Source organism: Alphaproteobacteria bacterium (genome assembly GCA_019635875.1).
Classification (GTDB): domain Bacteria; phylum Pseudomonadota; class Alphaproteobacteria; order Reyranellales; family Reyranellaceae; genus JAFAZJ01.
In genome coordinates this window covers 401,304-425,049 of record JAHBYP010000002.1, presented here as the reverse complement: position 1 = coordinate 425,049, position 23,746 = coordinate 401,304, and the positions used below count along the sequence as shown (strand labels likewise).

Annotated in this window: 22 protein-coding genes; 11 read left to right on the top strand and 11 right to left on the bottom strand. The window is 69.3% G+C overall.

What is annotated here, in order from left to right:
* Nucleotides 1-17 precede the first annotated feature (17 nt).
* Entirely contained in the window at nt 18-791 is a 774-nt protein-coding gene (locus KF889_08205; protein MBX3499410.1) for an alpha/beta hydrolase, read from the top strand.
* A gap of 136 nt (nt 792-927) precedes the next feature.
* Here KF889_08205 and KF889_08200 read toward each other — a convergent pair whose 3' ends face one another.
* Nucleotides 928-2,208: a DUF445 domain-containing protein gene (locus tag KF889_08200; GenBank protein MBX3499409.1), complete on the bottom strand. Its 1,281-nt coding sequence runs from the start codon at nt 2,206-2,208 to the stop codon at nt 928-930.
* Between the two features lie 193 nt (nt 2,209-2,401).
* Between KF889_08200 and KF889_08195 the strand changes: the two genes are divergently transcribed.
* The 3 genes from KF889_08195 (at nt 2,402) to KF889_08185 (ending at nt 5,236) form a co-directional block, all read left to right on the top strand.
* Nucleotides 2,402-2,848: a phasin family protein gene (locus KF889_08195; GenBank protein MBX3499408.1), complete on the top strand. Its 447-nt coding sequence runs from the start codon at nt 2,402-2,404 to the stop codon at nt 2,846-2,848.
* A 96-nt stretch (nt 2,849-2,944) separates the two neighbouring features.
* Nucleotides 2,945-3,553 (top strand): nitroreductase, encoded by a 609-nt coding sequence (locus KF889_08190; protein ID MBX3499407.1) that lies wholly within the window; start codon nt 2,945-2,947, stop codon nt 3,551-3,553.
* Nucleotides 3,554-3,676: 123 nt separating this feature from the next.
* Nucleotides 3,677-5,236 (top strand): gamma-glutamyltransferase, encoded by a 1,560-nt coding sequence (locus KF889_08185; GenBank protein ID MBX3499406.1) that lies wholly within the window; start codon nt 3,677-3,679, stop codon nt 5,234-5,236.
* Between the two features lie 139 nt (nt 5,237-5,375).
* On the opposite strand, the gene KF889_08180 is transcribed toward KF889_08185, so the two are convergent.
* The 3 genes from KF889_08180 to KF889_08170 form a co-directional block, all read right to left on the bottom strand.
* Nucleotides 5,376-6,314, bottom strand: coding sequence for a fumarylacetoacetate hydrolase family protein (locus KF889_08180; protein ID MBX3499405.1), 939 nt, complete (start codon nt 6,312-6,314; stop codon nt 5,376-5,378).
* Between the two features lie 69 nt (nt 6,315-6,383).
* Nucleotides 6,384-7,826 carry a xylulokinase gene (gene xylB / locus KF889_08175; protein MBX3499404.1) on the bottom strand — a complete coding sequence of 481 codons (1,443 nt, stop codon included), beginning with the start codon at nt 7,824-7,826 and terminating at the stop codon, nt 6,384-6,386.
* 2 nt (nt 7,827-7,828) lie between these two features.
* Nucleotides 7,829-8,800: a sugar-binding transcriptional regulator gene (locus tag KF889_08170; GenBank protein ID MBX3499403.1), complete on the bottom strand. Its 972-nt coding sequence runs from the start codon at nt 8,798-8,800 to the stop codon at nt 7,829-7,831.
* 86 nt (nt 8,801-8,886) lie between these two features.
* Between KF889_08170 and KF889_08165 the strand changes: the two genes are divergently transcribed.
* From KF889_08165 to KF889_08145, 5 genes are read left to right on the top strand one after another with little or no spacing between them, the layout of a single operon-like run.
* Nucleotides 8,887-10,239 (top strand): iron-containing alcohol dehydrogenase, encoded by a 1,353-nt coding sequence (locus KF889_08165; GenBank protein MBX3499402.1) that lies wholly within the window; start codon nt 8,887-8,889, stop codon nt 10,237-10,239.
* Nucleotides 10,236-11,558, top strand: coding sequence for an extracellular solute-binding protein (locus tag KF889_08160; protein ID MBX3499401.1), 1,323 nt, complete (start codon nt 10,236-10,238; stop codon nt 11,556-11,558). Before KF889_08165 ends, KF889_08160 begins: the two co-directional genes overlap by 4 nt.
* Before the next feature lie 52 nt (nt 11,559-11,610).
* Nucleotides 11,611-12,528 (top strand): ABC transporter permease subunit, encoded by a 918-nt coding sequence (locus KF889_08155; GenBank protein ID MBX3499400.1) that lies wholly within the window; start codon nt 11,611-11,613, stop codon nt 12,526-12,528.
* A 2-nt stretch (nt 12,529-12,530) separates the two neighbouring features.
* Nucleotides 12,531-13,451: an ABC transporter permease subunit gene (locus KF889_08150; GenBank protein ID MBX3499399.1), complete on the top strand. Its 921-nt coding sequence runs from the start codon at nt 12,531-12,533 to the stop codon at nt 13,449-13,451.
* Between the two features lie 16 nt (nt 13,452-13,467).
* A complete protein-coding gene (locus KF889_08145; protein ID MBX3499398.1) occupies nt 13,468-14,208 on the top strand; it encodes a glycerophosphodiester phosphodiesterase in 741 nt (246 codons plus the stop codon).
* Between the two features lie 87 nt (nt 14,209-14,295).
* Here the strand turns inward: KF889_08145 and KF889_08140 are convergent, their stop codons facing one another.
* The 4 genes from KF889_08140 to KF889_08125 all read right to left on the bottom strand — a co-directional run bounded on the left by KF889_08140 (nt 14,296) and on the right by KF889_08125 (nt 18,466).
* On the bottom strand, nt 14,296-15,036 hold the full coding sequence (locus KF889_08140; protein MBX3499397.1) for a dienelactone hydrolase family protein: 741 nt from the start codon (nt 15,034-15,036) through the stop codon (nt 14,296-14,298).
* A 10-nt stretch (nt 15,037-15,046) separates the two neighbouring features.
* Nucleotides 15,047-15,649: a hypothetical protein gene (locus KF889_08135; protein MBX3499396.1), complete on the bottom strand. Its 603-nt coding sequence runs from the start codon at nt 15,647-15,649 to the stop codon at nt 15,047-15,049.
* An 86-nt stretch (nt 15,650-15,735) separates the two neighbouring features.
* Complete coding sequence (locus KF889_08130) at nt 15,736-17,502, bottom strand: NAD(P)/FAD-dependent oxidoreductase (GenBank protein MBX3499395.1); 1,767 nt, start codon at nt 17,500-17,502, stop codon at nt 15,736-15,738.
* Nucleotide 17,503: 1 nt separating this feature from the next.
* A complete protein-coding gene (locus KF889_08125) occupies nt 17,504-18,466 on the bottom strand; it encodes a D-2-hydroxyacid dehydrogenase (GenBank protein ID MBX3499394.1) in 963 nt (320 codons plus the stop codon).
* Between the two features lie 89 nt (nt 18,467-18,555).
* Here KF889_08125 and KF889_08120 point away from each other — a divergent pair, with 89 nt between their 5' ends.
* Entirely contained in the window at nt 18,556-19,413 is an 858-nt protein-coding gene (locus KF889_08120) for a LysR family transcriptional regulator (GenBank protein ID MBX3499393.1), read from the top strand.
* A 70-nt stretch (nt 19,414-19,483) separates the two neighbouring features.
* Nucleotides 19,484-20,152: a glutathione S-transferase family protein gene (locus tag KF889_08115; protein MBX3499392.1), complete on the top strand. Its 669-nt coding sequence runs from the start codon at nt 19,484-19,486 to the stop codon at nt 20,150-20,152.
* A gap of 95 nt (nt 20,153-20,247) precedes the next feature.
* Here the strand turns inward: KF889_08115 and KF889_08110 are convergent, their stop codons facing one another.
* The 3 genes from KF889_08110 to KF889_08100 all read right to left on the bottom strand — a co-directional run bounded on the left by KF889_08110 (nt 20,248) and on the right by KF889_08100 (nt 23,745).
* Complete coding sequence (locus tag KF889_08110) at nt 20,248-20,805, bottom strand: histidine phosphatase family protein (GenBank protein MBX3499391.1); 558 nt, start codon at nt 20,803-20,805, stop codon at nt 20,248-20,250.
* Between the two features lie 166 nt (nt 20,806-20,971).
* The gene (locus KF889_08105; GenBank protein ID MBX3499390.1) at nt 20,972-23,266 is read right to left on the bottom strand and encodes a xanthine dehydrogenase family protein molybdopterin-binding subunit; all 2,295 of its coding nucleotides are present in this window, start codon (nt 23,264-23,266) and stop codon (nt 20,972-20,974) included.
* A complete protein-coding gene (locus tag KF889_08100) occupies nt 23,263-23,745 on the bottom strand; it encodes a (2Fe-2S)-binding protein (protein MBX3499389.1) in 483 nt (160 codons plus the stop codon). The genes KF889_08105 and KF889_08100 overlap by 4 nt, the downstream gene beginning before the upstream one ends.
* Nucleotide 23,746: the final 1 nt, after the last annotated feature.

The following is a 23,746-nucleotide window of genomic DNA, read 5'->3' as shown; positions in this document are numbered from 1 at the left end:
CCACAGCGAGACCCTGAATGACCGCTGCCACCGAGGCGATGCGCCCGCCGTCCCGAACCCTGCTGTTCCTGGAGGGGCGCGCGCTGTGGGAGCTGGGTGCCTTCGTCGGCTCGCTGCCCCTGCTCAACGCCGCGCCGCGCGGCGACGGCCATCCGGTGCTGGTCCTGCCCGGCCTGATCGCCAGCGACGTCTCGACCCGGCCGTTGCGCGCCTTCCTCAAGGGCCGCGGCTATGCCGTCCATGGCTGGGGCCTGGGCCGCAATCTGGGGCCGCGCGAGGGCGTCGAGGACGGCATGCGCGAGCGGCTGCTGGAATTGCATCAGCGCTATGGCCGCAAGGTCAGCCTGATCGGCTGGAGCCTGGGCGGCGTCTTCGCCCGCGAGCTGGCCAAGCAGGATCCACAGGCGGTGCGTCAGGTGATCACCCTGGGCAGCCCCTTCGCCGGCGATCCGCGCGCCACCAATGCCTGGCGCGTCTTCGAATGGGCCAGCGGCCAGAAAGTGCCGGAACGCGGCTCGCGGCGCATCGACCGGCTGCGCGAGGCGCCGCCGGTGCCGAGCACCGCCATCTATAGCCGCAGCGACGGTATCTGCGCCTGGCAGGCCTGCCGCGAGGAGGCCGGCCCGCTGGCCGACAACATCGAGATCATGGGCAGCCATTGCGGCCTGGGCCACAACCCCGCCGCCGTCTACGCCATCGCCGATCGCCTGGCGCAGCCCGAGGACGGCTGGCAGCCCTTCGAGCGCGAGGGCTGGAAGCGCGCGGTCTATCTCGATCCGGAACGGGCTTAAGGTCCTTCCCTTCCCCCGGAGGGGGAAGGTGCCCGAAGGGCGGAAGGGGGATGTCGAAGCCGAACGCAGGAGTCCGTCTTCGACATCCCCCATCCGTCGCTCCGCGCCACCTTCCCCCTCCGGGGGAAGGTAAACTCTAAGCCAGCCGCATCAACACCTCCGCCGTGTGCAGGCCGAGCCCCGCCAGGCCGCCGATCAGCGCGCCGTTGAAGCGGATGTATTGCAGGTCGCGGCCGACATTGAGCTCGATCATGTGGATCAGCTGATCGACCTGCCATGACTTCACCTGGTCGGCGACGAAGCGCGAGATGCCGCTTTTCTGGTTGGCGACGAAGGCCCGCAGCACCGTCACCATGCCCTCGTTGATGTCGGCGCGGATCGAGCGATCCTCGCTGAGCTTGCCGCCGATCTCGACCAGCAGGTCGGTCAGCGCGCCGCGCACGATGGATGACGGCGACTGCGTCTCCTGCTCGATGAAGCCGCGCACGCTCTCCCAGATGCCTTCGGCGAGGGTGCGGATCTCCGGCCGCGCCAGCAGATCCTTGCGCAGCCCGTCGAGTCGCTGGGCGTAGTCCGGCGACGTGCGCAGCTTGTCGATGAAGGCGGCGATGAAGCGATCGAACTCGCCGCGCACCGCGTGGCTTTCGTCGGCGCGCACCTCGTCGAGGAACGCCGACACCGAGGTCACCAGCTTGCGCAGCACATAGGCGTCGGCCTGGAACAGGCGGAACAAGGTCGGCAGCTCGTTGCGGATCTTGTCGCGGATCGCGTCAAGCGCCTCGGCGTTGGACAGCAACTGGCCCAGCGCCACCAGCAGCTCGTCGAGGATGCGCTGGTGCCGGCGATCGTGCGTGACGGCATCGAGCAGGCCGGCGGCGAGCGGCGCGATCTCGACGGTTTCCAGCCGCTCGACCACGCGCTTCGCCAGGAAGCCGCGCAGGCCCGAGCCTTCCATGGCGTTGAGCGCCTGCGGCAGCAGCCGCAGCATGAAGCGTGCGAGATCGTCGCTCTGCCGACGATCGGCCAGCCAGTCGGCGACCATGGCGGCGAAATCGACCTCGCGCAGCTTGGCGGCGACCGGCTGGTCGGCGAGGAAGTGGCGTTCGATGAACTCGCCCAGGCTGTCGGCGATGCGCGCCTGGTTGCGTGGCACGATGGCGGTGTGCGGGATCGGCAGGCCCAGCGGTCGGCGGAACAGGGCGACGACGGCGTACCAGTCGGCCAGGCCACCGATCGCGGCGGCCTCGGCGAAGGCGGCGAGGAAGGCGAAGCCGGGATGATAGCGCTCGGCATAGCGCGCGCCGGCCAGCACCAGCAGGCAGACGACCAGCAGGCCGGTCGCAGCGGCCCGCGTGCGCCTGAGTTCGCGCAGGCGCAGCGCGTCGCGGGCGCCGTCGGTCGTCAGGGCTATGGTCATGCAGGGCTCGCTTTCTCCGGCGGTCGGCTAATTGCCTGACAAATCGGGTAAAATCACGTCTTCGCATCTGCGTTGTTGCGTCGCAATATAATCGATGTTGCATTGCAGCACGAGACGGTGTATGTCTTCTCCATCGCGGGCCGAACCGCGGACGCGAACCCAGGCCATAGCTCATTCGAGGATGGAGACAGACATGACCGAGACCAGCAATCCGAACCCGACCGCGACGCTCAACGACGTCGTGTCCCAGATTCCCGAGGCCGCGCGCGACTTCGTGCGCAAGGCGACCGAGACCGGCAAGGAGCGCGCCGCGCGCGTTCACACCGGCGCCGAGGGTGTCGCCGCGACCGTCTACGACGTCGCCGGCCTGACCCTGAACGGCTCGGCCCAGATCACCAACAGCCTGATGAAGGCCGCGCACCAGAACGTCGAGGCGACCCTGGGCATGATCGCCAAGCTCGCCGGCGCCAAGTGCCTGGGCGAGGCGACCAACGTGCAGCTCGAGTTCGTGCGCGACTACGGCAAGGCCAATGTCGAGCAGGTCCGCGAGATCGCCGACATCGCGCGCAAGGGCTATGGTGAGATCGAGAAGGCCGTCCGCGACGGCTACGCCAAGGTCACGCCGGCCAAGGCCGCCTAAGCGGTTCCGAACGCCCCCTCAGGAAGAGCCCGCGCAAGCGGGCTTTTCTTTTGCCCAGGAGTTGCGAATCGTTCTCAGCTACACTATGTGTTCCCCATGGCCGCTGAAGCACTGGCGCGGGCCCTGCCGCGCGATAACCCCGATGCGTTGAACAGCCTGCTGTCGCGCATCTCCGTCCCACCCCGTCTGCTGGTCGAGCCGGGTCCCGATCAGGCGCAGATCGACCTGATCCTGAAGGCCGCGATGCGCGCGCCCGATCACGGCAACCTCAAGCCGGTGCGCTTCATCCTGGTGCGCGGGCCGGCGCGCGCGAAGCTCGGTGACCTCTTCGCGCAGGCGACCCGGCAGCGCGAGCCCGAGGCCGAGGACGGCCTGCTGGAGCGCGTGCGCACCTGGCCGCGCACCACGCCGCTGGTCATCGCCGTCGTGGCGCGCACCCAGCCCGGCCACAAGATCCCGGTGGTCGAGCAGCTGCTTTCGGCCGGCGCCTCGGCGACCAACATCCTCAACGCCATGCACGCGCTGGGCTTCGCCGGCATGTGGGTGACCGGCGCCAACGCCTACGATGGCTTCGTGCACAAGGCGCTGGGCATCGTCGAAGGTGAGAGCCTGCTCGGCTTCATCGGTGTCGGCACCGCGCCCGCAGCCTATGACGGCCGCCAGCCGCCGGTGCGCGAGCCCGCGGTGAGCGACTGGACAGGCTGAGCCTTTCCGATTCGCGACTGCAGCGTCGCGAAATCCGCTTGCCGTAGCGGACGCCGTTCATCGCAAGATCGGCCGACCCCAGGGGAGGCCATCTTGCACGGCAAACGTCCGACCATCTCGTCCATGCACGGCGTCGTCGCCGCGGCCCATCCGCTGGCCGCCGCCGCCGGCGCGCGCGTGCTGTCCAGTGGCGGCAACGCCTTCGACGCCGCCGCCGCGACCGCCGCCACGCTCAACGTCGTCGAGCCCTACATGTCCGGCCTCGCAGGCCAGGGGCTGGCGACCTGCTACGTCGCCGCCGAGAAGCGCGTGCGCGTGCTCGACTTCCTGCCGATGATCCCCGGCGGCTTTCCGGTCGACAAGCTCAAGCGTCGGGAGGACGTGGCGCGCGGCGCGTTGGGTGTCGGCAGCCCGGGCAATCTCGCCGGCTGGTGCACCATGGTCGACACCTACGGCAGCAAGTCGCTGGCCGAGCTGTTCGCGCCGGCGATCACCGTCGCGCGCGACGGCTTTCCGCTGATCGAGTTCAACGTCGAGGAGACCAATGGCGGCGGCGCCGACCTGCGCCGCCACGAGGCGCTCTTCGGCACCTGGGCGAAGAACTACACCGACGGCAGCGGCCGCGTCGCGCCCGGCTACATCCTCAGGCAGCCCGATCTCGCGCGCACCTTCGAGGCGCTGGCCAAGGACGGGCCGGGCCTGCTGCATGGCGGCGCGCTGGGCCGCATCGTCGTCGATCACCTGCAATCGCTGGGCGGCTGCATCACCATGGCCGACCTCGAGGCGGTGAAGCCGCAATGGCAGGACCCGATCGCCGCCTCCTATCGCGGCATGGACATCCACGTGCCGCCGCCGCCCTGCGAGGCGTTCCAGTACCTGCTGGCACTGCGCATCCTCGAGGGCTTCGACCTGAAGAGCATGCCGCGCAACGGCGTCGATCACCTCGACACGGTGCTGCGCGCCATCCGCGTCGCCGCCGGCGTGCGCATCGCCAACAACAATCCCTCGAGCCAGAAGCTGGCCCATCTGCTGTCGGAGGATCACGTCGCCGGCCTGCGCGCCCGCGTGCGCGACGGCAAGGTGGTCGATGGCCCGACCGAGCAGTGGACGCCGCCGCCGGCCGATGGCCACACCACCTCGTTTTCGATCGCCGATCGCGACGGGAACCTGGTGTGCGTGACGCAGAGCCTGGGCAGCATGTTCGGCTCGGGCGTGGTCGTGCCCGGCACCGGCATCTGCCTCAATAATTTCCTGTACTGGGCCGACGTCACGCCCGACAGCCCCAACCGCTCAAAGCCGGGCGGTCCGCTGCCGGTGTGCGTCGCGCCCTCGATCGGCCTGCGCGACGGCAAGCCGGCCCTGGTGCTGGGCACGCCCGGCAGCTACGGCATCCTGCAGACCCAGGTGCAGGCGGTGGTGCAGCATCTCGATTACGGCCTGCCATTGCAGGAGGCGATCGAGGCGCCGCGCGCGCGGCTGACCGACGGCCGCGCGGTGATGCTGGAAGCGCGGGTCGAGCCGGCGGTGATGGATGGCCTGCAGCAGCGCGGCCACAACCTCAGGCGTGGGCCGGAATGGACGATGCAGGTGGGCGGCATGCAGGCCATCGCCCTCGATCCGACCACCGGCGCACGCACCGGCGCCTGCGATCCGCGCCGCGACGGCTACGTGGTGACGGCTTAGCGTTGTTACCTTCCCCCGGAGGGGGAAGGTGGCGCGCAGCGCCGGATGGGGGATGTTGAAGCCGGACTCCTGCGTTCGGCTTCGACATCCCCCTTCCGCCCTTCGGGCACCTTCCCCCTCCGGGGGAAGGGATTAAGCGTTACGACGCCGCGGCGGCGTACTTGCCGGTGAGCTGCGGCGTGGTCGGCGTCGCCGCCTTCTTCTCCTGGCGCTCCAGCCGCGTCTCGCGCGCCCAGGTGCGCTTGAGCTCGTCCTTCACGCTGAAGGCCAGGCGGCCCAGCCCCTCGGTCTCGATCTCGACCTTGTCGCCGTCCTGGAACGAGCTCAGCCCGCGATGGTTGGTGCCGGTGGCGAGGATGTCGCCGGGCTCCAGCGAGTGGAGCGAACTCACCCACTCGACGCAGCGCGGGATCTTGTGCGCCATGTCGTCGGTGTTGAAATCCTGCTTCAGCACGCCGTTGATCCACAGGCGGATGCGCAGCTTCTGCGGATCGGCGATCTCGTCCTTGGTGACGATGAACGGGCCGATGGGCGCGAAGGTGTCGCGCGACTTCATCTGGTAGAAGACGTTGCCCGAGGGCGGCAGGCCGCGCGCCGAGCCGTCGATGAAGTTCATGTAGCCGAAGACGTGGTCCATGGCGTCGGCCGCCTTGACCCTGGTCGCGCGCTTGCCGATGACCAGCGCCATCTCGGCCTCGCCCTCGAAGATCGTCGCCGGCACGTCGGGCAGCACCATGGTGTCGCCGTTGCCGATGATGGCGTTGGGCGATTTGTGGAAGCCGTTGATCGGCGCCGGCTCCTTGAGCGTGCCGTTCTCCATGTAGTTCACCGCCATGCAGGCGATGTTCACCGGCCGCGGCAGCGGCGGGCGGATGCGTACGCTGGCGAGCGGCACCGCCCTGCCGGTGTCGGCGGCGTCCTCGAGCCTGGAGCGATACTCCGCGAAGCGCTCGATCAGGCCGTTGATCAGGTCGTGCGGTCCGACGCGCGGGATGTCGGACACCGCCGATGCCACGTCGACGATCGCGTCGCCCTTGACCACGCCCAGCCGGAAATCATCGAAGAAGCCGATCTTCATGGCGCCCTCCCGCGCGACAACCATTCGCGAGCCGAGATTGCCCAAGTCGGGGCCGGCCCCGCAATGGGTTCAGCGCGATTGACGTCCTGCAAGATCGGCGAACGCGCCGCGCTTGGCGGCCAGGGCGTCGCGGCGTGCCGAATCGGGCGCGACGGCACGGCCCGCCGGGTGCGCCGCGACCAGCTTCCCGCCGACGGCCGCGCGCGCCAGCCGTGCGGCGCCCAGCGCCGGTCCCGTCGCGCTGCCATCGGGAACTGACAAGGTGCGATCCAGCGCGCTGGCGATCAGCGAAGTCCACAGCCGGCTGCGCGCACCGCCGCCGATCAGCATCGGCCGCGCCGGCGTCGCACCGGCCGATTCGAGCGCGTCCTGGCAGTCGCGCAACGCGAGCGCGACGCCTTCCATCACCGCCTGCACCAGATGCAGGCGCTCGGTGGCGAAGCCGAGCCCAGCGAACGCCGCGGTGAGCGAGAGATCGTCGTGCGGCGTGCGCTCGCCGCCGAGATAGGGCGCGAACAGCGGCGTCTCGTCGGAGGCGATGTCCGCCTGCTCGACTTCGGCGACCAGCGCGCCGATGTCGTGCGCGCCGACGATCCCGGCCACCCAGGACAGCGCGGCCGCGGCACTGAGCACGACGGCCTGCTGGCAGTAGAGGCCGCGCACGGCATGGCGGTGCGTGTGCATGCCGTGATCGAGGGAGGGCGCGAAGCGTCGATTGGCGACGAAATAGACGCCCGAGGTGCCGAGGCTGATGCAGGCATCGCCGTCGGCGACGACGCCGGCCCCGACGCCGCCGCACATGTTGTCGCCGGCGCCACCGGCGACGGGCGTGTCCGGCGGCAAGCCCCAGCGCCGGGCGAGCGTCGCGCGCAGCGTGCCGGCGGGCTCGGCGCTCTCGACCAGTCGCGGCAGCTGCGCGCGCCGCACGCCGCAGCATTCGAGGATCGCGTCGGACCAGTCGCCCGCTGTCGTGTCCATCAGCAGCGTCGCCGAGGAGTCGGCGCGATCCGATGCCGCCTCGCCGCACAGATGCAGGCGCACGTGATCCTTGGGCAGCAGGATCCAGCGTGCACCGGCGACGTGTTCCGGCTCGTGCCGGGTCAACCAGCGCAGCTTGGGCGCGCAGAATCCGGCCATCGCCCGTGCGCCGGTCAGGCTGGCGAAGCTGGCGATCTCGGCCTCCAGCGCGTGACCATCCCGCGCGGCGCGGCCGTCGCTCCACAGCAGGGCCGGCCGCAGCGGCTCGCCCTCGCCATCGAGCAGCGCGACGCCCAGCATCTGGCCGCTCAGCCCGATGGCGCGAACGCGGCCCATCAGCTCGCGATGCCCGGCGGCGAGCGCGTCGAGCGTCGCCTCGGTCGCGCGCCACCAGTCGCGCGGATCCTGCTCCGACCACTGCGGTCGCGGCCGCGAGACGCCGAGCGGCGCACTGGCTTCGGCCAGGATCGCATCTTCCTCGTCGACCAGCACGCTCTTCACTCCCGACGTGCCGATGTCGATGCCGAGATACATGCTCAGCCGCGCACGATGTCGAGCGCCGCCGAGGCCGTGCGTTCGTCGCACACCAGCACGCTGGCCAGCCGCGCGCGCAGCACGGCGGCGATGATGCGCACCTTGTTGGCACCGCCCGAGGCGATCACGACCGTGGGGATCCGGCGCAGCTCGTCGAGCGGCAGCGCGATGGCGCGTCGATTGAGGGGGTGATCGACCGGCTTGCCGTCGGCGTCGAGGAACTGGCCCATCACGTCGCCGACGGCGCCGGCGGCGCGCAGCTCGGCCACCGGCACGTCGCGCGGCAGGCCGTAGCGGATCAGCAGCGAGCGACGGCCGAGATCGCCGACGCTCAGCAGCGCGATGTCGCTGGAGCGCACGCGGTCGAGCGATTCGCGAAAGACGTCCTGGGCCAGGATGGTGTCGCGCGATCGCGGGCTGCCGGCGTAGATCGGCGCCGCGAAGTAGTGGCAGGACGCGTTGAGCCGCCGCGCCAGGTCGCTGGCGATCTCGAAGGTGTTGAGCTCCAGGCCGCGCGTCAGGCCGCCCATCATCGAGCTCACCGAGAGTTCCGGCCGGCGCATCGAATCGACGTGCCGGATGGTCTCGCGCAGGGTGGCGCCCCAGCCCAACGCGACACCGCTCACCTTGTGCTCGCGCAGGTGCCGCGAGAGGTAGCCCGCCGCCGCCTGGCCCAGGATGCCGGCGACGAGGTCGATGTCGTCGGGCGTCGGCACGATCACCGCATGCGCCAGCCCGGCATCGCGGCACAGCGCCTGCTCGAGCGCGGCGCAATCGGCCAGCCTGGAGTTGAGCGTCACGCGCACCAGGCCGCTGGCGCGGGCGTCGGCCAGCAGGCGGTTGACGCGCAGGCGCGTGATGCCCAGCCGGTCGGCGATGTCGGCCTGGGTCAGGCCCTCCATGTGATAGAGCCACGCCACCCGGATCGGCAGCTGCTCGTCGGGGGCATCCGATGAATGGACGGCGTCGTTCATGGCGCCAGCATTCCACATCCCGGCGCCTTCGTCATCGATGCGAAACATTTGTTGCGTATGAAATACAAATGTTCGATGGTGTGCCCATGGACGGCGGCACGGGCTTTCTGGCGGAGGCGGTGCGCGCGGCGGCGGTGACACGGCATGTCGCGGTCGGCGCCGGCGCGCTCAATTCGCTCGCCGCGGCGGCCGCGGTGGCGCCGGGGCATCGACGGCTGGTGGTGATCGCCGACGACAACACCTTCGCCGCGGCCGGCCGGGCGGCCGACGCCATCCTGCGCGGCGCCGGCCTGGCGGTGGCCGAGCCGATCGTCATGCCCGGCGCGCCCCGCCTGAAGCCGCATGTCTACCTGGCGCAGAACCTCGCCGCCCGACTGGACGGGGGCACGATTCCCCTCGCCGTGGGATCGGGCGTGGTCGGCGACCTGGTGAAGTACGCGGCGTCGCTGGCCGGCCGGCCCTATCTCTGCGCCGCCACTGCGGCGTCGATGGACGGCTACGCCGCATCGGGCGCGGCGCTGCTCGATGGCTGCTTCAAGCGCACCTTCGACTGCCCGCCGCCGCTGGCCGTGGTCGCCGATCTCGACGTGATCGCCCAGGCGCCGCCGGCGATGGCGTCGTGGGGTTATGGCGATCTCGCCGGCAAGGTGGTCGCCGGCGCCGACTGGCTGCTGGCCGATGCGCTGGGTGAGGACGCGATCAACCCCGGACCCTTCGCCATGGTGCAGGATCGCCTGACCGGCTGGCTTGGCGATCCCGCCGGGCTGAGAAGCGGCGATCGCGGCGCCCTGCACGGTCTGGTGAGCGGGCTGCTGGTCTCCGGCTTCGCCATGCAGGCGCACGGCAATTCACGACCGGCCAGCGGCAGCGACCACCAATTCGCCCATCTGTGGGAAATGGGGGGCCTGTCGGTCGGCGGCGAGCGGGTCTCGCACGGCGTGTGCGTCGGCATCGGCTGCGTCGTGATGCTGGCGCTCTATGAATGGCTGCTGGCGCAGGATCGGCCGGTGGCCGACATCGACGCGGTGCTGGCGGCGCAGCCGCGATGGCCGACGGTCGAGCAGCGCGTGCGGTCGGCGTTCAGCGGCACGGCGCTGGCCGATCGCGCGGTGGCGGAGATGGCGGCCAAGCGCCGTGATCCGGCGCGGCTGCGCCAGCGGCTGCGGCGCTTCGTCGAGATCTGGCCGGGCCTGCGCGAGCGCCTGGGCGCGCGTCTGCCGGCGCCGGCGGCGATGCGCGCGGCGCTCGCCGCCTGCGGCGCGCCGTCGACGCCCGAGGCGATCGGCGTGATGCCCGGAAAGCTACGCGCCGACATCGAGCGCGCCCGCATGATCCGGCGCCGCTACACCCTGCTCGACCTGCTGGCCGATGCCGGCCTGCTCGAGCGGGCGATCCACGAGGTCTTCGGCAACGGTTCGGACACAGGGAGGGAAGCATGACCATCGCGAGACGGACGATGATGGCGGCGCTGGCCGCGATCGGGCTGGCGGCGGCGCCGTCGGTCCAGGCGCAGCAGCGCATCGAGATCCAGTGGTGGCACGCCATGGGCGGCGTGCTGGGTGAGCGCACCAACGAGGTGGCGCAGAGATTCAACGCCTCGCAGACCAAGTACACCGTCGTCGCCGTCAACAAGGGCAACTACGACGAGGTGATCAACGGCGTGATCGCTGCCTATCGCGCCAAGCGCCAGCCGCATCTGGTGCAGATCTACGAGCGCGGCTTCATGACCATGCTGCTGTCCGACGCCGTCGTGCCGGTGCACCAGCTGATGGCCGACAACAACTACAAGGTCGACTGGGACGACTTCATCAAGCCGGTGGCCGGCTTCTACATGCACAAGGGCAAGCTGATGACCATGCCCTTCAACTCCTCGACGCCGATCCTCTGGTACAACAAGGACCATTTCGAGAAGGCGGGATTCGGCAAGCCGGCCTCGACCTGGCAGGAGCTCGAGAAGCAGCTCTACGAGATCAAGGCCAAGGGCATCGCCGAGTGCGGCTCGGCGCTGGCCGGCGACTACCACTGGAGCCTGATCGAGAACTACAGCGCCATCAACGACCAGCCCTACGCGACCAAGTCCAACGGCTTTGACGGGCTCGATACCGAGCTGCTGTTCAACAAGACCACTGTCGTGCCGCAGATCGCGCGGCTGAAGAAGTGGCTCGACGACGGCGTGATGCAGATGGCAGGGCAGGGCTTCAGTCCCGAGCAGCTCTACACCTCGGGCAAGTGCGCGACCTTCATCGCCTCGACGGCGGCGCACGGCTCGGTCGAGCGCAACGCCAAGATCGCCTGGAGCGCCACCTATCTGCCGCACGAGCAGGGCGTGACGGCGCGCAACAGCACCATCGGCGGCGCCACCGTCTGGGTGATGAAGGGCCACAAGCCGGAGGAGTATGCCGGCGTCGCCGCCTTCATGAACTTCCTCGCCAGCACCGACCTGCAGGTGTGGTGGCACCAGGTCACCGGCTACGTGCCGCTGACCAACGCCGCCTACAAGGCCGCCAAGTCGACCGGCTACTACGACAAGAACCCGACGCGCGAGATCGCCGTGCTGCAGCTCAGCCGCGGCACGCCGACGGCCAACTCGGTCGGCTTCCGCTTCGGCAACTTCACGCAGATCATGTTCGCCCAGCGCCAGGAGTTCGAGGCGGTGGTCGCCGGCAAGAAAACGCCGCAGCAGGCGATGGACGATGCCGTGCGCCGCGGCAACGAGATCCTGCGCCAGTACGAGAAGCTGCACGCGGGCAAGTACTAGGGTACAGGGCACGGGGCGCCGGCTTGCCGCCGGCGCCCGACGGCGAGAGATCATGGCCAAGGCAGCACCGGCACGCGAGAGCGGACTGAAGCGCGCGCATTTCCGCGAGCCGCGCACGGCCTATCTGCTGCTGTTGCCGCAGCTGCTGATCCTGGCGCTGTTCTTCTTCATTCCGGCGATCCGCGCGCTGGCGCAGGCGTTCCTGCTCGCCGATCCGTTCGGCGCGCGCTCGCAGTTCGTCTGGTTCGACAACTTCACCGCCCTGCTGTCGAGCCCGGAGTACCAGTCCTCGATCTGGGTCACGGTGGTCTTCACCATCGCCCAGAGCGCCATCACGCTGTTCGTCGCCGTGGTGCTGGCCTTCGCCACCGACCGCGTGGTGCGCGGCCGCGGCACCTATCGCGGCATCCTGCTGCTGCCCTATGCCATCGCTCCGGTGATCGCCGGCATCCTCTGGGCCTTCCTGTTCAATCCCGCGGTCGGGCCGCTGGCGCATCTGCTGCACGCCCTGGGCATCCCCTGGGATCCCAACCGCAATGGCGATCACGCCATGATCCTGGTGATCGCCGCCGCCTCGTGGAAGCACATCTGCTACGACTACATCTTCCTGCTCGCCGGCATCCTCGCCGTGCCGCAGTCGCTGATCGAGGCGGCGGCGGTCGACGGCGCCGGGCCGATCCTGCGCTTCGTGCGCATCGTCATCCCGCTGCTCGGGCCGACCTTCTTCTTCCTGATGGTGATGAACTTCGTCTACGGCCTGTTCGACACCTTCGCCATCGTCGACGCCGTGACCAGGGGCGGGCCGGCCGGGGCCACCAACATCCTGGTCTACAAGGTCTACCAGGACGGCTTCATCAATCTCGACCTCGGCTCCTCGGCGGCGCAGTCGGTGATGCTGATGGCCTTCGCGCTGGTGCTGACGGTGCTGCAGTTCCGCTACATCGAGCGCAGCGTCAACTACGACGTCTGACCATGGTCGAGCGCGCGCCCACTCTCGACTTCATCTGCCACGCCATCCTGGTGCTGGGCGCGGCGCTGATCTGCCTGCCGCTGTACTTCGCCATCGTCGCCGGCTCGCTGACCATCGCGGACGTGCAGAAGGTGCCCCTGCCGTGGCTGCCGGGCGACCAGTACTGGGCCAATCTCGAGGCCGCCTGGGCCAAGGGCAATTTCACCCGCCTGTTCCTCAACTCCGCCATCGTCGCGGTGGGCATCACGGTGGGCAAGGTGGCGATCTCCATCCTGTCGGCCTTCGCCATCACCTATTTCCGCTTCCGCTTCCGCATGACGGCGTTCTGGCTGATCTTCACGTCGCTGATGCTGCCGGTCGAGGTGCGCATCGTGCCGACCTTCGAGGCGGTGTCGAACGCCGCCCTGCCGCTGCAGTGGCTGATCGACGCCCTCGATGTCGGCGCCTGGCTTTCGCCGCTCACCGGCAAGCGCTACGAGATCGCCATCGAATGGAACATGATCAACACCTATGGCGGGCTGATTCTGCCGCTGATCGCCTCGGCGACGGCGACCTTCCTGTTCCGCCAGTTCTTCCTCACGATTCCCGAGGAGCTGTGCGAGGCCGCGAGGCTCGACGGCGCCTCGCCGCTGCGTTTCCTGCGCAGCATCGTGCTGCCGCTGTCGGTGTCGAACATCGTGGCGCTGTCGATCATCCTGTTCCTCTACGGCTGGAACCAGTATCTCTGGCCGCTGCTGTTCACGACGGACAAGGACATGGCCACCGTGGTCATCGGGCTCAAGCATCTGGTGCCGCGCGCCGACATGGAGCCGGCCTGGAACATCGCCATGAACGCCGCCCTGCTCGCCATGCTGCCGCCGGTGATCGTCGTGATCGCCCTGCAGCGCTGGTTCGTGAAGGGCCTGGTCGACAGCAGCAAGTGAACGGCTGCAGGCGCCCATGGTGATGATCGTCGGCCATCGCGGCGCGCGCGACCTTTGGCCGGAGAACTCGCTGCGCGGCTTCCGCGAGACGCGCGCGCTGGGTGTCGACGCCGTCGAGTTCGACGTGCACCAGACACGCGACGGCGGCATCATCGTGATCCACGACCCGACCTTCGAGCGCACGGCGCAGGCCAGCGGTCCGGTCGGCGAGCGCAGCCTGGCCGAGGCCACCGCGATCGAGCTGCGCGACGCCGGCGGCGAGCGCGTGCCGACGCTCGAGCAGGTGCTCGACATCCATCAGGACAGCGACCTGGAGCTGCATATCGAGATCAAGACCGATGCGCGCGGCAACGCCTATCACGGCCTCGAGCAGCGGCTGATCGATGTCGTGCGCCGCCGGCGTCTGGAAGCGCACGCCGTGCTGACCTGCTTCGCGCCCGGGGTGCTTGAGCGCGCTCACGCGATCGCGCCCGACATCCGCCTGCTGGCGTCCTTCGACCGTCGCTCGGCCGAGCTGCTGGGCGGTATCGAGCGCACGCTCGACCGCTTCCTCGCCATTCCCGGCCTGATGCTGGCGGTCGAGAAGTCGCTGCTGTCATTGACGCAGCCGCTCTGCCTCGATCGCGCCGGCAGCGAACGCCTGGCCGCCTGGGTGCCCAACAGCCCGGAAGATCTGGCGTACTGGCTGACCCAGCCGATCCGCGCCGTCACCACCGACCGGCCCGACCTGGCGCTGAAGCTCCGCGCGGCGTCCTGATTTCGGAAGGACTGTCATCCCGAGCGCAACGAGGATCCAGGGAAGCTGCCTGGATCCCTCGCTGCGCTCGGGATGACAGAAGCCTCGTCAGCCCAGCCGTCGCCGGTAGAGCGCGATCAGGCGCTCCCAGTGGCGTTCGGCCGCCGGCTTGTCGTAGCACCAGCGTTGCGGGAAGGCGAAGCCGTGGTGCACACCCATCTGGATCTCGAGCTCGCCCTTGGCGCCCGAGGCGTCGAACAGGCGCTTGAGCTCCTTGACCATGTCGGGCGGCGCCAGCTCGTCGTGCTCGGCGCAGGAGATGTAGAGCTCGCCCCTGGCCTTGCCGAGATTGAGATGCGGGCTCTCGACCGCGTCGCTCACCAGCCAGGTGCCGTAGAACGAGGCCGCCGCGGCGATGCGCTCGGGATAGCGCGCGGCCGCGGCCAGCGAGTAGGGGCCGCTCATGCAGTAGCCGTGCGTGCCGACCGGGCCTTTCCTGATGTCCGGCCGCGAGTCGATGAACGCGAACATCGCCTGCACGTCGTCCATGATCGGCGGGATGGTCATCTTGGTGCGCACCGCGCGCATGCGCTTGTACTCGTCGCTGTCGCGCGTGAGCACGTCGGGACCGTACTTGGTGTCGCGGCCGGCGCGGTAATAGAGGTTGGGCAGGATCACGGCATAGCCCGCCGTGCCCAGCCGCCGCGCCATATCGTAGAGCTCCTCGCGGATGCCGGGCGCGTCCATCAGCATCAGCACCGGCGGGCAGGCATCGCCGCGCTCGGGGCGGCAGACGAAGGTCTCCATCGCGCCGTCGCGGGTCGCGATGTCCAGGATCTCCTCGTGCATGGCCGCGCCCTCAGACCGAGATCCAGGTCTCGGAGAAGGCCAGCATCGCCGTGCTGATCTTGTGCCCCGCGACCTCGCGCGGCACCGGCCTGCCCGACAGCTTGCGGCCGTTGACGGTGATGGTGGCGTCCTGGCAGCCGACGAAGAGGCTGGGCATGTGGTGCTTGCCGGTGGCCGACTTGTCGGGCGGCAGGGCGAAGCAGAACGGCTTGCCCAGCCCGCTCCAGTTCAGCACCACCGATGTGTCGCCCGCCTTCACCGTCTCGCTGTAGCTGGCGAGCGGATCGCCCGAGGACGTGAAGCTGTCGGCCCTGAGGTACTTGATGCCGGCGAGGCCGGGCAGCCCTTTCCAGGCGCCGAAGTTCGAGACGAAGCCGGCGATCAGGTAGCGCGCCAGCGCCTCGTTGTCGTGATAGCAGACATTGCCGGTTCCATTGGCGTCCTGCGGCGATTGCAGCAGCACCAGCGCATGGCCCTGGCCGTGCGGCGACAGCACGACGCGGAAGAAGCTCGCCAGCGCGACGAACGGGCCGTCGGGATTGTCCTTGAGCGAGATGCCGGGATTCTCGCCCGACCAGTCGACATTGCCCGAGAAGACGATCGGATCGGCCATGTGTGTTTCCTCCGTGTGAGTGGCGCTCCGTCGACGACGCCGATGTGCGTGCTGGGCGTAGGTCCTTCGACTTCGCTTCGCTTCACTCAGGACGACGGAGGAAGGAGACCTTCCTCCGTCGCCTTGATCTGCAGCGCGAGGTAGCGCGAGTAGATGCGGCATTGCGCCAGGCTGCCGGCGGTGAACCACAGGCCGGGCTGCTTCGTGCGGCCCCACATGTTCCGCAGCTCGCCGCCCTCGTCGAAGCCCCAGACCGGGCCGATGCGGTCGGCGACGGCGTCGCCGAGGAATGCGCGCACCATGTCCTGCTGGTTGCGATAGCCGGTGGCGGTGACCACGAGCTCGGCCGGCAGCACGGTGCCGTCCTTCAGCCTGAGGCCATCGGCGACGAAGCGGTCGATGTCGTCGTGCTGCACCAGCTTCACACGACCCTCGACGATCATGTCGGAGCAGCCGACGTTGAAGTAGTACCCGCCGCCGCGCCGCAGATACATCATCTGGAAGCCGGTATCGTCCTCGCCATAGGTCAGCCTGAAGCCGCGCGATCGCAGGCCGGCCAGCAGGTCGCGATCGTTCTCGCGCATCTCCGCGGTCGAGAGCTGGTAGGCCTGGCGCAGCACCGCATAGGGCATCGCCGTGGCGATCAGGTCGCAATCCTCGAACGCGATGCCTTCGTTGTAGATCGAATAGACCTTCTGCGCCTCCTTCAGGCTGACGATATAGGTCGGGCTGCGCTGCACCATGGTGACCTGCGCGCCGCTGGCGCAGAGATCCTGCGCCACGTCGTGGCCACTGTTGCCGGTGCCGACGACGATGGCCGGCCGGCCCTTCCACTCGCCGCCTTCGGTGTAGGCGCCGGAATGCATCACTGCGCCCTTGAACGAATCGAGCCCCGGCGTGTCGGGCCTGATCGGAATGCCGCTGGCGCCGGTGGCGAAGATCACGTGGCGCGGCCGCACCACGCGCTCCTGCCCGTCGCGCCTGAGCCGGATCACCCAGTGGCCGGCGTTGTCGTCGTAGCGCCCGCCGATCAGCTCGGTGCCGGTCCAGTAGTTCAGCTCCAGCGCCTCGACATAGGCCTCGAACCAGTTGGCCAGCTTGTCCTTGGGGATGAACACCGGCCAGGTCGGCGGGAACGGCATGTAGGGCATGTGGTTGACGTGCACTTCGTTGTGCAGGGTCAACGCGTGATAGCGCAGGCGCCAGTTGTCGCCGATGCGCGGATGCTTGTCGACGATCAGCGTGTCGATGCCGAGCTGGTTCAGCCGCGCGGCGACGGCGAGGCCGGCCTGTCCGCCGCCGACCACCAGTGTCACCGGATCGCGATCGTCGTAGGCGATGGCGCGTTGGCGCTGGTCGAGCCAGTTCTCGCCGCCGAAGTCACGCGAGTAGCGCTCGGCATCGTCGACATCCTGCGGCGCGATCTCGGGGAAGCCGCGCAGCTCCTCCAGGGTCGTCACCAGGGTCCAGCAGCGCCACACACCGTCGCTGTCCGGCGCCAGGCGCGCCACCGCGTCGCCGCGACCGAAAGCGGTCTCGAAGCTGAAGATCGACTCGATGCACTCCACGCCGGCGCGGCGCACGCGGCGCGGCGGCGCGCGATGCGCCGGCAGGTGCAGGCCGGTCGGCTTCGTGCGTGCGAGATTGTCCCGAAGCATCGCGGCGATGGCCTCGCGGCCGCTGGCCGTGCCGATGCGCCAGGTGAAGGCGAGCACGTCGCGCCAATGGCCGTCGGGCAGGAACTGCGCGGTGACGGCATCGGGCTTGCCCTCGCGCAGGGCGGCGGCGAAGGCGGCGAGCCAGTCAGCGGCGATCTGCCGGGAGATCTCGGGTGCGACGACGATGCCGTCCATCTCAGTACCCCGCGGCTCGGTCGACCACTTCCTTGAGCGGCTTGCCGTCGAGGAAGCGGCCGAGATTGTCGACGAACAGCTTCGCGACGAAACGGTCGCGCTGCGGATGCGGGCCGCCGATATGCGGCAGCACGATGATGCCCTCGGCGGTCCACAGCGGGTCGCTCGACGGCAGCGGCTCCTGACGGAAGACGTCGAGCAGCGCGCCGGCGATCGTCTTGTCCTTCACCGCCGCGATCAGGTCGGCATCCTTGATGGTGTGGCCGCGGCCGAAGTTCAGCAGCCACGCCGTGGGCTTCATCCGGGCGAAGCGTTGTGCGTCCATGAAATTGTCGGTGGCGGGCGTCGCCGGCAGGAGCAGCAGCACGAAGTCGGATTGCGCGAGCAGCTCGTCGGTGCGCTCCGGCGGCAGCACCGCGGCGACGTTGGCCACCGTGCCCGGCGTGCGCCGGGTGCCGATCACGCGCATGCCCAGCGCCGCGGCGATGCGCGCCACCTCCGCACCGATCGCGCCCAGGCCGAGAATGCCCAGGGTCTTGCCGGTGAGCGGCTGGGCGACCATGTGCGTCCACTTCGCGCTCTTCTGGCTCGCCGCCGCGGCGGCGTAGGGCTTGGCGACGTAGAACAGCGCGCCGATGATGTTCTCGGGCATCGATTCGGTGTGCGTGCCGCGCGCACAGGTCAGCGTCAGGCCGGTCGGCAGGTCGGGCAGCGCCAGCCAGCCCTCGACGCCGGCGCTCATCGCCTGCACCCAGCGCAGCTTCGGCATGCTCGGCAGCAGGCCGGCCGGCACGGCGCCGGCCATCATCGCCTCGGTCGCGGCGAGCTGGTCGGCCGAGGGCTTGTCCTTGCGCGACAGCGTGTCGATGGCGACGCGGTCAGCGAGGCCCGCCGCCTTCACGGCGTCGAGGTAGGCGGCGGTGTTGTCGGTCCACAACAGGACGCGGGCGCGGTTGGTGCTCACGGATGGATGTCCCTGATGGTGCGGGGCGAGCCTAGCGGATCGCGGGCCGAGCCGCAGCGCGCTAATCTGGAAGGGCAGGATGGACAGAAATGACGAGCCCACTGCCGCTACGATCGATCGAGGCCTTCATATCCGTGGCGCGCGCCGCGAGCCTGGCCGCCGCGGCGACCTCGCTGAACATCACCGTGCCGGCGGTGAGCCGCCGCATCGCCATCCTGGAACGCCATCTCGGCATGCGGTTGTTCCAGCGCCTGCCGCGCGGCGTGGCGCTCACCGATGCGGGCGCTGCCTATATCGCTGAGGTCGCCCCGGCCTGGGACCAGCTGCTGAAGGCCAGCGCAGCAGCGAAGGCGTCGGCGAGGGCCCGACCCCTGAAGATCAGCGTGATGCCGAGCTTCGCGGTGAACTGGCTGATGCCGCGCCTGGTGCGTGACGCCATGTCGGTCGAGCTCGAGACCGATGGCGACGTCGTCGATCTGCGGATGCGTCCCGACCTCGATGCCGCCATCCGCCTGGGGCGTGGACCATGGCCGGGACTGGTATGCCTGCGCTTCCTGCCGGTCGAGGCCTATCCGGTGGCAAGCCCGACCTACGCGCCGCGGCCGCGCACGCCGCACGACCTGTCAAAGCACGTGCTGATCGGCTCCAACCACCAGCCGGACTTCTGGCCGGAGTGGAGCCGCCTGTCCGGCGCCGCGTTCAGCCGCGAGCGCTACCGGAGCTTCGACAATCTCCAGCTGGTCTACGAGGCGGCAATCGCCGGCTTGGGCATCGCGATCGGCCTCGATCCCATCGTGCGGCGCTATCTCGACAGTGGCCGGCTGGTGCGGCTGTGGCCGGAAACTGTGACGCTCTCGCGCAGCTTCCATCTCGTGCATCGCCAGGATCGCGTCGTCGATCGCAGCTACGGGAAGTTCCGCGACTGGCTGCTCGCGCAGGCGGCTTGAGATTTCCTGAAGGCAGCGGTCGCAGGACTGAATGGTGAGCCGAGCGCGCGGCACCTATGGTCGCGCCCGCATGACGACCTATCGCCTCCATTACTTCCCCGAGTCCGGCAACAGCTACAAGCTGGCGCTGATGCTCACGCTGTGCGGCCAAAGCTTCGAGCCGGTGTGGACCGACTTCGGCGGTGGCGTGACGCGCACTGCAGCGTGGCGCGACACCGTGAACCGCATGGGCGAGATTCCCGTGCTGCAGGAGGACGGCGCGCGCTGCACCCAGACCGCGCCGATCCTGCTGCGCCTGGCCGAGCGCTACGACCGCTTCGGCGGCGTGAGCGAGGCGGAGCGCTTCGAGATCCTGCGCTGGCTGTTCTGGGACAACCACAAGCTCAGCGGCTACATGGCGACCTACCGCTACCTGCGCGCCTTCACGCCATCGCCCGATCAGGCGGTGTTGGCCTGGCTGCGCCGGCGACTCGACGACTTCCTCGGTGTTCTCGATCGCCACCTGCAGGAGCAACCCTTCGTCGCCGGCGGGCACGCAAGCGTCGCCGACCTGTCGATGACCGGCTATCTGTGCTTTCCGCCGCACGAGAGCGGCTACGATCTCGCCGCCACCCATCCCGCCATCGCCGCCTGGCTGGCGCGCGTCGCGGCGCTGCCAGGCTGGCGCGCGCCCTACGACCTGCTGCCGGGCCAGCGGCTTAGACTCTACCTTCCCCCGGAACGGGAAGGTGGCGCGTAGCGCCGGAAGGGGGATGTCGAAGACGGACTCCTGCGTTCGTCTTCGACATCCCCCTTCCGCCCTTCGGGCACCTTCCCCCACCGGGGGAAGGGAGATCACCTCGGCACTGGTATGCGGCCGATTTCCTTCAGCGTGTTGTCGACGACGACGATCTCGCCTGAGGCCGGATTGTAGCCGGTGAGCTGGGCGATCAGCGCGCCGTGGGTCAGCACCAGGAGCGCGCCGGGTCCCGTCCAGGCGCTAACGATGGTGCGGGCACCGTTGGCCATCGCCTCGCGGCGGTCCGTCCATACGACGGGATTGCCGAAGGTGGTCTCGAGCTCGACGGTGCCGACATCCATCAGTTTCGCGGTGTCGACGCAGCGGCACCACGGCGAGCTCAGGATGCGCGCGGGCTTCACGCCGCGATCGCGGAAGGCTTTGCCGACCGCGGCGGCTTCGGTGCGGCCCCTGGCGCTGAGGTTGCGCTGGGTGGCGCAGTCCTCGAGCCTAAAGCCCTGCGGATCGCCGACGCCGCCGGGTGCGTCGGCGTGGCGCATGAGCGCGATGGCGTTGCCCGTGCGCAGCGCACTCCAGGCGGCGGCTTCGTTGGCCGACGCGGGCGCAGCGCCCAGCAGGCAGAGAATCAGGGAAAGAGAAAGGATCGTTCGCATACGGTGTCGTCCTGAGCGTGAGCGAAGGACCTAGCGGTGGAGCGACCGTACACCATGCATCCTTGTGACCGCGATACCGCGAGATCCTTCGCTTCGCTCAGGATGACGGCACGAAAAAAGCCGCCCCACCCTGCGGCGGGGCGGCTTCGTTGAAAAGGCTGCAGCCTTACTCCGCCGCCATCTTCGGCGTGGCGGCGTCGATCGCCGCCGAGAGGCGGGGCGGCGACAGCGGCAGGTCGGTCATGCGGATGTTGATCGAGCGCGCCACCGCGTTGCCGACGGCGGCGAGCGGCGGCACGATCGGCACCTCGCCGACGCCGCGCACGCCATAGGGGTGGTGCGGGTTGGGCACCTCGACCACGAGCGCGTCGATCATCGGCAGGTCCGAGGCCACCGGCATGCGGTAGTCCAGGAAGCCCGCGTTATCGAGGCGGCCCTTGGCGTTGTAGATGTACTCCTCGTTCAGCGCCCAGCCGATGCCCTGCACGGCGCCGCCCTGGATCTGGCCCTCGACGTAGCTCGGATGGATCGCCGTGCCGACGTCCTGCGCCGCGGTATAGCGGTCGATGTGCACGCAGCCGGTGTCGCGATCGACCTTCAGATCGACGACGTGCACGCCGAAGCCCGGACCGGCGCCCTGCGCGTTGAGCTGCGCATGGCCGTTGATCGGGCCGCCGGTCTTGCCCGCGGTGGCCGCAAGCTGCGCCAGCGACAGCGGCTCGAACTCGCCGACATTGGAGCCGGCGGGCTTGGCCATGCCGTCCTCCCAGACCACGGCGTCGGGATCGACGCCCCAGGTCTTGGCGGCGCGCACCTTCAGCTCGCGGATCATGTCGCGCACCGAGTTCACCACCGCGAGACCGGTGGCGAAGGTGACGCGGCTGCCGCCGGTGACGAAGTTGAAGCCGATCGAGGAGGTGTCGGCGATCACCGGCCGCACCTTCTCGTAGTCGACGCCAAGCTCCTCGGCCGCCATCAGGGCGAGCGAGGCGCGCGAGCCGCCGATGTCGGGGTTGCCCGAGATCACCGTGACCGTGCCGTCCTCGGCGACGTGCGCGGCGGCGCTCGAATCGGCGCCGACGTTGAACCAGAAGCCGGCGGCGACGCCACGGGCATAGCCCGGCTTGGGCGGCGTCTTGTAGTGCGCCGAGTTCTTGATCGCCTCGAGCGTCTCGACGAAGCCGATGGTGTCGAAGGTCGGGCCGTAGCTGGTCTTGGTGCCCTTCTTGGCCGCGTTCTTCAGGCGCAGCTCGATGGGATCCATGCCCAGCTCCTGCGCCAGGATGTCGAGCGTCGACTCGACACCCCAGGCCGAGATCGGCGCGCCCGGGGCGCGGTAGGCGGCGACCTTGGGCCGGTTGCTCACCACGTCGAAGCCGACGACCTTGATGTTGGGGATGTCGTAGCAGGCGAAGCTGGTCCAGCACGCCGGCCCGAGCGGCGAGCCCGGGAAGGCGCCGGCCTGCAGCGCGATCTCGCACTCGGCCGCGACGATGGTGCCGTCCTTGCGGGCGCCGAGCTTGACGCGCACGGTACCGCCGGGGGCGGGACCCGAGGCGCGGAACACCTCCTCGCGGGTCATTACCATCTTCACCGGCTTGCCGGATTTCTGCGACAGGCGCACGGCGATCGGCTCGAGATAGACCACGGTCTTGCCGCCGAAGCCGCCGCCGATCTCACTGGGCGTGACGCGGATCTGCGAGGTCTCGATGCCCAGCAGGCGACTGACGAAGCCGCGCACCTGGAAGTGGCCCTGCGTCGTCGACCACAGCTGCACCTGGCCGTCCTCGGCAGCGCTGGCGAGGCAGGCGTGCGGCTCGATATAGCCCTGGTGCACGGCCTGGGTGGTGTACTCGCGCTCGATCGTCACCTCGGCCTGCTTCCAGCCGGCCTCGATGTCGCCCTTGGCGTTGTCCATGCGCTTGGCGATGTTCGACGCCTTGGTCGGCGGCGGCTTGACGCCCTCGGTGATGAGGTGGTCATGCAGCACCGGCGCGTCGGGCTTCATCGCCTCGGCGACGTCGATGACGTGCGGCAGCACCTCGTACTCGACCTTGATCAGCTCGACCGCCTGGCGGGCGATCGCGTCCGAGGTCGCGGCGACGGCGGCGATCGGGTGGCCTTCGAACAGCACCTTCTCGCGCGCCAGGATGTTGCGGGTGATGTCGCGCAGGTTCACCTGCATCTCGCCCGCCGGCACGATGACGTTGGGCTGCTCCGGCAGGTCCTGGGCGGTGATCACCGCCTTGACGCCGGCCAGTTTCTCGGCCGCCGAGGTGTCGATCGACTTGATCAGGGCATGCGCGTGCGGGCTGCGCAGCACGCGGCCGATCAGCTGGCCGGGCATGTTGAAGTCGGCGCCGAAGCGGGCGCGGCCGGTCACCTTGTCGGCGCCGTCGGGACGATCGACGCGGGTGCCGATCCACTTGTACTTTCCGCTGTTTCCTTGGCCGGTGCTCATCGGGCGGCTCCTCTCATTTCGGCGGCCACTTCCATGACCGCGCGGATGATCTTGTCGTAACCGGTGCAGCGACAGAGATTGCCGGCGAGCCCGAAGCGCACCTCGGTCTCTGTCGGATTGGGGTTCTTGGCCAAGAGCGCCTTGGACGCGATGAGGAAGCCCGGCGTGCAGATGCCGCACTGCAGGGCGGCGAACTCGACGAACTTCTTCTGCAGCGGGTGCAGCTGGTCGCCCTGGGCGATGCCCTCGACTGTCTCGATCTTCTTGCCCTCGGCTTCCGGCGCCAGCACCAGGCAGGAGCAGACCAGGCGATCGTCCAGCGTGATCGAGCAGGCGCCGCAATCGCCCGAGCCGCAGCCTTCCTTGCTGCCGGTCAGCCCGAGGTTGTCGCGCAGCACGTCGAGCAGCGACTGCGAGGGATCGCAGAGGAACTCGGTCGGCTCCCCGTTGATCGTGGTGGAGATGTGCATCTTGGCCATG